This window comes from Legionella longbeachae, from assembly GCF_004283175.1.
Classification (GTDB): Bacteria; Pseudomonadota; Gammaproteobacteria; order Legionellales; family Legionellaceae; genus Legionella; species Legionella longbeachae.
This window is the reverse complement of record NZ_RXNW01000001.1, coordinates 28,320-40,495: the sequence shown is the minus strand read 5'-3', so window position 1 is coordinate 40,495 and position 12,176 is coordinate 28,320. Positions and strand designations below refer to the sequence as shown.

Sequence of the window (12,176 nt, the reverse complement as noted above, 5' to 3'; positions counted from 1 at the left end):
TTCCGAATACGTTATGGATTTCAGTCTTTTTTTTAGCATTAATAGCCTCTCATTGCTGTTTTTCTAAGTTAAAATATGGTGACAATTCAGTTCGATCAAGGGACAAAATAAGGTCACATGTTATTTTCAATGTATATTCAATAAGTTACAAATTATTCAAATTTTATTCAAATTGAACAAATCAATCCAATTAATTCTACTTATATGTCATATCAAATATTTTGATAATATAGCGCGAGTTTTTACTGAAAAAATGATGTTGAATTGTTGGTTCAGATTCACTATCCTAACAACATAAACTTGATGGTTAATAGCGATTGGGGTGTGACAATCATTAGAACGAAAAGGTACTCTAAGCAATAATCATTACGCCAGCCCTAGCTTTTCAGCAACATTGAGTGGTCTCAATTGACCTTCTGCTACAACTTTAGGCAACATAAATGAAAAGTATCCCAAGAGATTAACATACTTCAGCCCTAATGGTGATAGCCTTTTTTCATCTTCTTCATTTATCACCTCACCTTGTGCGCGTAAATAATCTACTGCAGCCTGCATGTACACTGTATTCCACAATACAATAGCATTAGTTGCTAACCCCAATGCATTGAGCGAGTCTTCTTATCCTTCTCGGTATTTTTCATGAATTTGATCACGTTTTCCCTATAGAGTGCGTGCTAAACTGTGGCAACTTTCACCCTTATTGAGTTCCATCAAAATATGACGTCGGTACTCTTCCCTATTGTTGTTTTAGAATTAAAACTTCTCTTCTAATTTCCTTCTCAAGTTGCTCTTCAGTCGGTAAATACAATTGCTACTTACTCGCAAATATTTGTTTAGCTTTATCTCCGCTTTTTGGGCTTCTAAAAGATGGTTTCAAATTTTATAAAGAATAAATCGACAAAAGAATTTATTGATTTAAACAGATTTGCGTAGGTTTTCCGAAGAAATAAGCACATCCCTATGGCAATGCATCATCGATGATGCTTCAGATGAGCTTCGGGTTTCAAAACCTATTTCAGGAGTCACTTATAAAGTCCCTTCTGATCGATTATGCCCACAAGTTGTTTCCTGTTCCTCTTACATAAGTAATCAATTTACAGAACTACAGCGTTGCATATCAATAAATATGACTGCAATCAATTAAATGGTTGTGAAATATGGTTTAAAATACAATTCCCTAGAGGTACGAGCTATGTACCAATAATGATTGCATGCCTGCTCGCCTACTCCTAATATTAAATCAATAAATAAAGAATTATTAGAAATAATTTAGCAATAACATTCGGGCTCTGTCGAAAATGTTCTGAAGCAAACTAATTTCTTTGCTACTCAACTGTGACTTTGCAGCAAAAAAGCATTGATTCATTATTTTCAGCACAACCTATTAATTTTATTACGACTGCTAGATAATCTTGCTGCCCTTAAGAGGAGCTGTGTTGCTAATGACACCAGCAAAAGAATAGCCCATTGTCATTGAAAAATCACAGGAAGAAGTTGAGCAGATCGTTGCATTGGTGTACTCATCAAACCTACCTGAGGGAATAAAAACTTTTGTCATTGGCTGTATTCACCTGGCCTCTTGGATCCCGCGCGCACTGGTCGAACATAAAATCACTGCATCCAATTTAAAGCAGCTTATCTTTAGCAAAGGAGATAAGGCCACGAAGCAACAACAAGACAAATCTCCAAAGGCAGAACAGAATAACACTGCTGCAGAGGAATCCGAAACCAGCCCTTCTAATGATGAGAGCCATGAGCCCAAAGATCCAAGAGGACTTGGACGCCTTCCACATAGCGCCTACATCATCCTCGTTAACATCAAAGGGAAAAATCTAGCATCTGTTGATAAATACTGGATTGAGAAGTTACGATGCGCTTTGTGCAATGAGTTTTTTTCAGCCAATATTCCAGCTCATGTCCACCAGGAAAAATATCATCCAAGTTTTAAAGCCATGTTAGCCTTACAAAATACTACATGGCCATGCCTTTTAATCGACAAGAATATTTTCAATCGCTCATTGGTTTTCCCATTCCCTCCTCTACCCAATGGCAACTCATGGAAGAATTAGCTGGTTGTGCGTTATTAGTATTCCCAGCATTAGAGATACTCGCCGCTAATGGCTCTTTAATTCACAATGATGATACTGTTCTTCGAATTATAGATACTATTCGTCACAACAGACTAAACCCTGATAAAAAACGAACTGGCATATACACCACAGTACTATTGGCACAAAACAGCGCCCATAAAATAGCACTCTTTTATAACAGCCATTGTTGATATTATTGGGAATATTCAATCTGTTATTCATAATGCCACTTTTGAATACGAGATAAAATTACTCAAAAAAAATATGAATGACTTAATTGACAAAGAACGCCTTCGTAATCGTCATTCCAATAAGGTTATGTTTTTACAGTATCTTGCGATGAATGCTCTCGTTGCATTTTATCTTATCGGTTCCATTATTTGATACGTAAACCATCCGGTGAGCATTGGCGAACTAGTATTCGTAATGGCAGCGTTAACAGCCATTGCAGGCCTAACCAGCAGCCTTGGCAATTGCTTTTTAGCGTTCGTTTATAACATTGGCTTATTACAAGATGGGTTAAATTTATTGAAGCATCAACCCGATGTAGCGGACAATAAAAGCGCTTCTAGCCATACAATATCCAAAGGAAATGTTGAGATAGACGACATAAACCTTACTTGTTTTACTAAAGATTCGTTACGCAGCCAGATTGCTATTGTTCCACAACACTTAAACTTATTTCATCGCAGTATTTTTGAAAATATCGCTTATGGCTGTAGGCACGTGAGTAAAGAGGAAGTCATTGCAGCTGCCAAAAAAGCCAAATGCCATGATTTTATTACCTCACTAGAGCACCAATATGAGACAATTATCGGTGAGCAAGGTGTAAAATTATCAGGAGGTCAACGACAACGTATCGCGATTGCGCGCGCAATTTTAAAAAACGCCCCTATTTTATTGTTTGACGAAGCTACCTCTGCATTGGACTCTGCTACAGAGCAAGCGATACAAGAGGCATTGGAAACCTTACTCAAAGACAAAACCGCCCTTATTATTGCACATCGACTATCGACGCTAAAAGCAATGGATAAAATTTTAGTGCTCGAAAATGGTCCTATTGTAGAATCAGGATCACATAATGAGTTGTTAGCAGTTAAGGAGGCTTATTATAATTATTGGACACAGCAATCAAGTGAATTCATTAGATAGAGACAACCCCCTAGGGTTGCCAGATGAAAGAAAAAGGTAATTTATTATGCTAGCCAAATGTTCTGTTTTTATTGCTACCAGTCTTGATGGTTTTATTGCCCGAAATAATGGGTCTATTGATTGGTTGATGAAAGCAAATACTCTTGTGCCGCCTGGTGAGGATGGAGGCTATAAAGAATTCATATCGACAGTTGACGGACTGATAATGGGGCGGCATTCCTTCGAAATGGTATTATCGTTTGAATCTTGGCCATATGGTGATCTCCCAATAATCGTATTAAGTAGCCAACCCATAGAAATACCTGACCGCTTAAAAACTAATGTTTCCGCGTCATCTGAAACTCCAACTGATTTAGTTAAGCGGTTAACAAAACGAGGTTTTAAACGCCTATATATTGATGGAGGTATTACCATCCAAAATTTTATTGCTGATAATCTGATCAGTGATTTAACGATAACAATCGCTCCGGTATTACTGGGATCTGGTCGTTCGCTATTTGGGCGATTGGTACATGATATTGAACTTGAACATCTTGAAACCAAATGTATTGGCGGTGGTTTTACTCAACTGAAATACCGCATGCATCCTATTGCAGATACCAAAGCTATAAAGAAAAAAATAAGAATAAGGTCTACCTCCTTTATGATGAAATAATTGACTGGTTTGATAGCCATCGTAATAAGGAACTTGATTTGGAAAAATTCTATTTGGATTTTTTACAAAATCATATTCCATCAGAAGGCAGTGTATTAGACGTAGGCTGTGGGACTGGTGAACCAATAGCACAATTTTTAATTAAAAGAGGTTATAAAGTCACAGGTGTAGATGCAAGTAAAAAAATGATTGATTTATGTAATAAACGATTTCCGAATGGAAAATGGTTGCTTTCTGATATGCGCACTCTAAATTTACAAGATAAATTTCATGCTGTAATTGCTTGGCACAGCTTATTTCACTTACCTCATGATGATCAGCGAATGGTATTAAAATCCCTTTCATCTCTGGTCGAACAAAATGGTTTATTACTATTTACTTCAGGCCCCGAATATGGGGAAGTCTGGGGTGATAACGGAGGACATGATTTATATCATGCATCTCTTTCTGCCGAAGAATATACTCAAATCCTTTTAGATTGTCATTTTAAAGTACTTATACACAAAGTGAGAGATCCAGAATGCGGGGAAGCAACAGTATGGGTTGCCCAAAAGAAAGGATAAAAATTATTAAAAATGCTAACTGATAAGCACTTCATAGAATAAAACATTAATAAAAAAAGAAACGATCATACAAAAAATTTTTAATATATTGACTATACCCAGGATGCATTTTCATTTTTGATTTTCCCTTGACTTGCAGGACTGAAAAGCCCTCTCTATTGTGCCATTAGGCAGAAAATTGGATTGCAAATATTTAAAAGACTGTAACCGATCTTCCCCGCCTTCATCTGACAGAAAAATTTGTTCGCAATACACACCTATATCTTCAATGACACGCTGGCAGCGATAGTAGGCTATAGCATCATCGTTTATATTCGTTGGACCATATCCATTATAAAACAATGCCTCATCCTCAAACGGTGTGCGCCCACTATCACCAAGACCAGAACCAATAAACATTAGATCACGTTCTTTAGGAGCAAAAAGGAGTGTATCCCAGTCAACCACATACAGTGCACCTCCTTCGTCAATGAACAAGTTCCATCCATGAATGTCCGCGTGGCATAAAATATTTTCATGAGGTTGTTTTTGTAGCTTGCTTGCAAGATGTTCGGCACACCTGATCAGTTCAAGAATTTCCCCTTTTTGAGATTTCAAAAACAATGCCATTTTAGTTGCAATTGGTTCTTCAAAAACCTCATTATCGATGCGTCCAAGGAATACCCTTACCGTCTGGTGCCATTTGGAAGAAAATGTTTCCGTTTGTACACCAGTTGTTATTGTTTGGGGAATATCAGCGCTGTGAAATCTTTTCATGGTTGCACCAAATTCAATCCACTGCTTATCTGACAAATTCACTTCCACACCGTTACGTCCCTTCACGTAAGGATATATAACTACCTTGAACGATGCCAAGCTTGTCCAAAATTGCCCATCCGTTGTTGTAAGAGGCGGAATCACTTGTCTGAAACCTAAGTCAGCAAGGTACTTCGGAACCAACACCGAAGCTTCATTAAATTCCCCGCTCCTTAACTTTAGAAAATAATCCCGTTCCGTGCTCGTTGTAACACGATATACAGCCGTATTAAGATCAGCGCCGAGAGGAAGAAAGAAGATTTTGTCCACATCCAATCCATATACATTCCGTAAACATCTAACGATTTCTTCGTCTTTGAGATCAGGTTTTATCAGCATCTTAAGTCACCAAAGTTCATCAAAATCATAATCAGCACGCCTTCTCCCCAAAGGTTCAATTAAAGAAAATATTATAGCTATTTTATAACTACCACTAACAATATCTATGAAATATTATTTAGTCATTTGTATCTATCATTCATTGAATAATCCGTTATCGTTTTATTACTTCATCAACACAATCATAATTAAGATTATTTTTCAGAGTGATCTATAAGTCCATAAAATGATTATGATTTTAAAAAATAAACAATTGTTCAAACTTTATTAAGGCGTGTTGATAATCTCCCCCCTTACGTACCGCGACTTGTTCGGCGTTGTTGCAGCTTACTGTTTGAATACTTTGAATTCATTTATCGCATTGAAATTAAAAGTAAATCTGAGTTATCATAACCACGCATGAGTTATAAAAGAACACGATGTATATTTCTTCAAACGAACCAACTGCACCACGATATATCCATATCAACCCTCAAACAAACAAAGTTCATCTCCTGGTTCCAATTAGTTATGGGGATGAAATCAATCACGCTGATGGTTGTGATAAGACTACCGCAGCATTGCAAGATTTGTTTAATAGAGAGGCACTGGATGAATTAGATACATATCAGCATACCCTACAATTAGATATTCAATTACTGGACGAAGGCAGCGAACAGCGTATCGCCAAAGAAGAACGGCTTATACAGAGCATATAGCTGATAGTTTATCAGCTCGGCTTTGTTTTTAATCCAAAGTTTGCTTGTAAAATCGTAGTGCTAAAAATAATGAAACACACATAAAGAGTAATATGGGTCCTAAATCAATCATTACCTCATGAAAACCTATACCTTTTAGCATCATGCCACGAACAATATTATTAAAATGAGTCAGCGGCAAAAGATTACCTATAAATTGAGCCCAATAGGGCATCCCCTTAAAGGGAAAAGCGAAACCCGATAACAATAAAGAAGGCATCATGAATAGGGTACTTAGCTGACTCGCCTCAAGCTGATTTTTAGCAAAAGTCGAAAAAAGGATACCCACAAATAAATTAGCTAAAATAAAAGGAAGAATGATAAGGAGGAATAACCATAAACTGCCCAAAAACGGGATTCTAAAAAACGAAACGGCAATTATCAAGATGATAAATACTTGCAGATATCCAATTACAATCAAAGGCAAAGATTTGCCTATCATTACTTCAAGAGGTTTTAATGAAGTAGCTAATAAACATTCCCAATTCCCTCTTTCGCGTTCTCTTGCTAATGCCATGGCTGAAACCATGACAAAAGTCATACTCAAAACTAATCCTAATAAGCCTGGAACTATATTATATTGAGTGATTGCACTGGCATTATAATTAATATGAGTACGCAACTCTGCTGGAGTTTGATGTTGAATCGGTTCATGTATTGAACCTATCAGATCATTATTAAATACTGTACTCATTAAATTATTAGATGCAGATAAAGCGTAAACTACAGATACTGGATCCGTGCCATCAGCTTCTAACAACGCCGCAGGGTGTTCTTTCCTTATCAATTTACGTGAAAAATCACTAGGAATAGTTAAGATAAATTTCACTTGATTAGTGGAAAGTAAATACTGTGCTTCTTTTTCAGTGTGTGGAAAATAAACAAATTTAAAATAATTCGTATTTTCCAATCCATGAATTAAAGTACGTGCGAAAGGACCTTGATCATAATTCATTAAAGCGGTAGGCAAATGTTTAGGATTTACATTAATAGCCAATCCAAATAATAGTAATTGAATAATGGGTAAACCAATAATCAGGGCCATAGTAAATCGATCGCGTTTAAGTTGCACAAATTCCTTAACAACTAAACCATGCAGACGAAATAATGAAAATCTAGCCATTCACCGACCTTTGCTTATTTTAGAGTGAACCAAGTGAATAAAAACTTCCTCTAAATTTGCTGTTACCGCATTCCATTGATAATTAGGATATGCGTCTATTAATTCCTTTAATAAAAAAGCATTGCTATCGCATACTCTTAAGCTATTACCCCAATGTACAACCTGCTCCACTTGAGATTTATTTTGCAGTTCATTAGCCAAATGAGCAAGGTTACTTCCCTCTACCAAAAATGCAAATAGTTTCACTTGCTGCATCATTTGATCTAAAGTACCTTGAATCATTAATTCGCCATTGACAATATAGGCCAATCTATTACATTTTTCTGCCTCATCCATATAATGAGTACTCACTAAAACAGTAATCCCCGTAGTGGTTAAATAAGAGATGTATGACCAAAATGCTTGTCTGGTTTTTGGATCTACGCCAGAAGTGGGTTCATCCAATAACAATAATCTAGGTTGATGTATTAATGCCGCAGCTAAAGACACCTGCTGCTTCCAACCACCAGATAAATTTCCTGCCAAGACGTTGCGATAAGGATGTAGGTTAAGATCGCCTATGATCTCATTGATACGATTAAGGTAGTTTTTTTCATTATTAGCACGCGCAATAAATTTAAGATTTTCCTCAACTGTTAAATCTTGATAAAGACTAAAGGTCTGGGGAACATACCCTAAAGAGGATTTAATTAATGCAGCCTGAGAAATCACATCATAGCCCAAACAAGTGCCGCGTCCTTTATCGGGCTGAATTAAACCGCAAAGCATACGAATAGTAGTCGTTTTTCCGCTTCCATTAGACCCGAGAAAACCAAAGATTTCACCTTGTTTTATTTGTAAAGAAAGCTCATTAACAGCCATTTTGCCGTTAAATTGCTTGCTTAAACCATAAACATCTATAATCCATTGCTCATTCATGACTTGCATAATTTATAGTCACAGGTTGCCCTGGATGAACATGAAACGCATCCTGGGTTCTAAACTTGGCTTCAATACGATAGGTTAGTTTCTCATGGGTTTGATCACTATAAATGACCGGTGGAGTGAACTCCACAGAAGGTGAGATATAATCGATTTGAGCCTTGTATGACTCTTTATGGCCAGCATTAAAAACGGATATTTGCTGCCCTAATTGTAGCGCACTAACGTCAAGCCCATTAACATAAAAAATTGCTTTTACATCTTCTGGAGCCAATAAAGAAAGCACTGCTTGATTGGCATGAGTATATTCACCAATTCGATAATAAATATCAAAAACCATTCCATCTATAGGTGCCACGCTATTATTTTGTTGGAGGCGCCATTGCGCCTGCTTTAAATTCAGGCTAAGTGCTGACAAATCATCCTCTGCTTGCGCAAGTTGTGCTAATAAAACATCATATTTTGATTTTTCTTGATCGAGTAAAGATTGTTGTATGGCTTTTATCTCTATTAATTTCTTGTTCCTTTCATAGGTAACTTTTGCATAAGCTAGTTTAGCAATTATTGCATCTCGGGCATTCTGCGCTTGTTTGACACGCGCATGGGCGATTTGCTCTTCTTTTAATTCAGGCTCCACCTCTAGGTTGAACAATAACTGCCCCCGTTTAACAGGAGTACCTCTTGTCACATTAAGTCTAATTAAACGACCTGAAACACTGGTTGCGATATAAGTATAACGCCCTTCAACATACCCATTCACCTGCTTTAAAGGTTGTCTAGAACAGGAACAATTCATTAGGCTAATAATTAATAGAAAAAAAACACACCTAAGCATTTGCTTCTCGCAGTTGATTCAATCGCTCTAAACTCGCCAACACTGATTCAGAACTTAAACCAAAATCGATAATACACGCTACTTCATTAACATCCGCTTCTTTTACCTTATTCAACATTGTTTGGCATTGCTCCATATCGCCAATCAGACTACGTTCTTGTAAGTAACGTTCAAAGGCAAAATCAAATAACTCTTCTTTTTGCTCGTCACTAAATTGATTTACATCTAGAGCAACATCGCCATGTTGGCTGTAATTAGCGAGCAACTCAATAGTACCTCGTAGGTAGGTCCGAAAAGGCTCTAAAACTGAAGTCCGCGCTTCAACAACTGATTCACCTACAAAAGTATGTAAGAACAAAGAAACCTTTTTGGGTTTAAAATGATGTCTCGCCAAGGTGTTTCTATATAATTTAATTTTGCTGGCTAGTTCTGTTAAATCCTGAGTTAATAAGCAGGTCAAAATGTGGGCATCGATTTCGGCAGCCTGTCTGAAGGTATCAGGGTTACCAATAGCAGTAAGCCATACAGGCAATTCTCTTTGTATGGGTCTTGGAAACGAACGCACTTGAATAGAATTTCCATGTCCATTAACCCGTGTAATTGCATCTCCTTTCCATAATTGTCGCACTATGGGAATTTGAGATAATAAATATTCCTTTCTTTGCTCATAATTTTCTGGTGCCAGTACAAAATCATCCACATGCCAACCTGAGGCAAAAGATAGCTCCACTCGTCCTTGGGATAATTGATCCACTACCGACCATTCTTCCACTACTCTTAAAGGATCGTGTAAAGGAAGTACGACACTCCCCGCCCTTAAACTTAATTGTTTCGTCATAGTCGCCAAAGCAGCAGAAATAACTGAGGGATTGGGAAAATTTCCTCCCATTGCATTGAAATGACGCTCAGGAATCCAGACGGCTTTAAAGCCATGCTGATCGGCAAATTGCACTGCTTTTTTGATTAATTCATATTTGCCTTCAACTGGATCTTGCAAAGCAAAGAAAAATAAAGTGAAATCCAAAGCTTGTTTTTTTCCAGGAGTAATTGGCTTGATAGTTGCTAGATACCGAGCTAAGTCCTGAATGGTGGGATATTCGAATAAAAGAGTGGGCTCAAGCCTGGTTTCTAATAAAATCTCCAAGTTACCTGAAATAGTAATTGCCGTTTGCGAATCTAAACCTAACTGGGCTAAAGGAACATCTATGAGAATTTCATCTGGGTTAACCTCTAACTCATCTGCAATATGCGTTATTAGCCAGTCTTCAAAAAATGGTGTGTCGTACATTTATTTTCCTATCACATCTAAAGCACCAGCAAGATAAAGCTGTTTGCATTGAGCTCTTTTTAACTTGCCACTACTGGTTTTTAATAAGGAGCCTTTCGCGATAAATACTACCTGAGCTTCTATACCGTGCTCGCTAAGCAACGTTTCCAACACAACCTTTCTGACCTCGCAAAGATCATTGTGATGGGTGTTAGGTCTCATTTCAACTAATAAAACAACTTCTTCCAATTCATCCCTGGTAACACCAAAAGCAACAATACCTGCTTTAAGCAAACTATGGCAATCTATTACAGATTGCTCTAAATCATGAGCATGGATATTCCGTCCACGTATAATGATTAAGTCTTTACTTCTTCCACATACATATAACTCGCCTTCTTTAATAAAACCCAAATCGCCGGTTTTGAGAAAAACTCTACCTGCCAAATCTATAAATAAATTATGATTTAATTCAGGCCTACGCCAATATCCCTGTGTCACATTAGTACCACTAATGCAAATTTCACCCACCTGATTATCCACTAGTGATTGATTTGTCTCAGGATCAATTATAGCTAGAGATAAACCAAGGCCAGGCTTACCACAACTGACATATGTTTTTGAATGATTATCTACAACCATGCTCATTGTTTTAGGGGTTTCAGTTGTGGGACCTCCCGAGACAAATAAAGTAGCTTCGGCTAAACCATATGTTGGGAAAAAACTTTGCTTACGAAAACCATACGCAGCAAAAGCATCAGCAAATTGCTCTAAAGTTTTTTCATAAACTGGCTCAGCACCATTCAAGGCAATAGTCCATGTACTTAAATCAATACCCTCTAGTTCATGAGCCTTAATTTTTTTAGTACATAGCCTATAAGCAAAATTTGGTCCTACACTGACTCGCGCCTGATAACGAGAAATAGCCTTTAGCCAGCGAGCTGGGCGCTGTAAAAAATGCAAAGGCGACATAAAGGTTAAAGTAGATTGATACAACGCAGGCGTAATAATGCATCCCAATAGCCCCATATCATGATAATGAGGCAACCAGCTAACCAAATTAAGGCCTTCATGCACTGCATTAAGAGCAGTGGCAATCATTTTTGCATTATGTATTACATTATCATGCGTGATAATCACCCCTTTTGGATCAGCTGTTGAACCCGATGTATATTGCAAAAAAGCAATATGGTCTGAATGAAGATTGGGTCGCGTGAAAGAATAGCCGAGATAAGAATCATGGTAGTTAACAAGCGATATACGCACAATAGAAAGATAAGGGTTCTCCGCAAAATCTTCTGTGGTTAAAACCAACTCGGCTTGAGCGTCTTTTATCAAGTTGACTATACGTCGCCAAGATCTTTCATCGCGAGGAGTATTGGCGGGCACAGCAATAAAGCCCCCTAAAATACAGCCCCAAAAAGCAATGAGGAATTCTAAACCACTATTAAAAAGTAATATTACTCTTGCGCCTTGTTTAATTTGTGATTGCAAATAGGCGGCAAGACCCTGAGCTTTACTGTAGATTTGTTCAAAATACAAACAAACTTCTTCCCGCTCTCCGTCTTTTAAATAACGAGCGTATAAATGATTTGGGGCCTTAGATACCGCCTCTGCCAGTATAGCTCCTAAATTTAAATAATTTTGCTTGTAGTTCATAAGAAATTCTTATATTTTTCACACCCTGCGCATTATTGCT

13 protein-coding genes and 1 pseudogene are annotated in these 12,176 nt (G+C 37.4%); 7 read left to right on the top strand and 7 right to left on the bottom strand.

Going from position 1 to position 12,176, the window contains the following annotated elements; translation table 11 throughout:
• Positions 1-366: 366 nt before the first annotated feature.
• Positions 367-606: pseudogene (locus tag EKG34_RS00120) on the bottom strand (Tn3 family transposase); the annotation flags it as partial.
• A 319-nt stretch (positions 607-925) separates the two neighbouring features.
• On the opposite strand from EKG34_RS00120, the gene EKG34_RS00115 reads away from it, so the two are divergent.
• The 6 genes from EKG34_RS00115 to EKG34_RS18450 all read left to right on the top strand — a co-directional run bounded on the left by EKG34_RS00115 (position 926) and on the right by EKG34_RS18450 (position 4,460).
• Positions 926-1,144 (top strand): hypothetical protein, encoded by a 219-nt coding sequence (locus tag EKG34_RS00115; RefSeq protein ID WP_125461277.1) that lies wholly within the window; start codon positions 926-928, stop codon positions 1,142-1,144.
• 370 nt (positions 1,145-1,514) lie between these two features.
• Complete coding sequence (locus EKG34_RS18460) at positions 1,515-2,069, top strand: hypothetical protein (protein ID WP_223800108.1); 555 nt, start codon at positions 1,515-1,517, stop codon at positions 2,067-2,069.
• The gene (locus tag EKG34_RS00105) at positions 1,976-2,281 is read left to right on the top strand and encodes a hypothetical protein (RefSeq protein WP_338033830.1); all 306 of its coding nucleotides are present in this window, start codon (positions 1,976-1,978) and stop codon (positions 2,279-2,281) included. The genes EKG34_RS18460 and EKG34_RS00105 overlap by 94 nt, the downstream gene beginning before the upstream one ends.
• Before the next feature lie 235 nt (positions 2,282-2,516).
• On the top strand, positions 2,517-3,242 hold the full coding sequence (locus tag EKG34_RS00100) for an ABC transporter ATP-binding protein (protein ID WP_003632361.1): 726 nt from the start codon (positions 2,517-2,519) through the stop codon (positions 3,240-3,242).
• Between the two features lie 46 nt (positions 3,243-3,288).
• Positions 3,289-3,897, top strand: coding sequence for a dihydrofolate reductase family protein (locus EKG34_RS18455; protein ID WP_003632362.1), 609 nt, complete (start codon positions 3,289-3,291; stop codon positions 3,895-3,897).
• A 38-nt stretch (positions 3,898-3,935) separates the two neighbouring features.
• Positions 3,936-4,460, top strand: coding sequence for a class I SAM-dependent methyltransferase (locus EKG34_RS18450; RefSeq protein ID WP_003632363.1), 525 nt, complete (start codon positions 3,936-3,938; stop codon positions 4,458-4,460).
• A gap of 111 nt (positions 4,461-4,571) precedes the next feature.
• On the opposite strand, the gene EKG34_RS00090 is transcribed toward EKG34_RS18450, so the two are convergent.
• Positions 4,572-5,525 carry a phosphotransferase enzyme family protein gene (locus EKG34_RS00090; protein ID WP_223800107.1) on the bottom strand — a complete coding sequence of 318 codons (954 nt, stop codon included), beginning with the start codon at positions 5,523-5,525 and terminating at the stop codon, positions 4,572-4,574.
• 488 nt (positions 5,526-6,013) lie between these two features.
• Here EKG34_RS00090 and EKG34_RS00085 point away from each other — a divergent pair, with 488 nt between their 5' ends.
• The gene (locus EKG34_RS00085) at positions 6,014-6,292 is read left to right on the top strand and encodes a hypothetical protein (protein ID WP_003632365.1); all 279 of its coding nucleotides are present in this window, start codon (positions 6,014-6,016) and stop codon (positions 6,290-6,292) included.
• A 28-nt stretch (positions 6,293-6,320) separates the two neighbouring features.
• Here the strand turns inward: EKG34_RS00085 and EKG34_RS00080 are convergent, their stop codons facing one another.
• The 5 genes from EKG34_RS00080 to EKG34_RS00060 are packed head-to-tail and all read right to left on the bottom strand — an operon-like array spanning position 6,321 to position 12,136.
• Positions 6,321-7,454, bottom strand: a complete 1,134-nt coding sequence (locus tag EKG34_RS00080; RefSeq protein ID WP_003632366.1) for an ABC transporter permease — start codon at positions 7,452-7,454, stop codon at positions 6,321-6,323.
• The gene (locus EKG34_RS00075) at positions 7,455-8,381 is read right to left on the bottom strand and encodes an ABC transporter ATP-binding protein (protein ID WP_012978948.1); all 927 of its coding nucleotides are present in this window, start codon (positions 8,379-8,381) and stop codon (positions 7,455-7,457) included.
• A complete protein-coding gene (locus tag EKG34_RS00070; RefSeq protein WP_012978947.1) occupies positions 8,365-9,210 on the bottom strand; it encodes an HlyD family secretion protein in 846 nt (281 codons plus the stop codon). Before EKG34_RS00070 ends, EKG34_RS00075 begins: the two co-directional genes overlap by 17 nt.
• Positions 9,203-10,498, bottom strand: coding sequence for a MupA/Atu3671 family FMN-dependent luciferase-like monooxygenase (locus tag EKG34_RS00065; RefSeq protein ID WP_003632369.1), 1,296 nt, complete (start codon positions 10,496-10,498; stop codon positions 9,203-9,205). Before EKG34_RS00065 ends, EKG34_RS00070 begins: the two co-directional genes overlap by 8 nt.
• The gene (locus EKG34_RS00060) at positions 10,499-12,136 is read right to left on the bottom strand and encodes a fatty acyl-AMP ligase (protein WP_003632370.1); all 1,638 of its coding nucleotides are present in this window, start codon (positions 12,134-12,136) and stop codon (positions 10,499-10,501) included. It abuts the gene before it with no gap.
• Positions 12,137-12,176 lie beyond the last annotated feature (40 nt).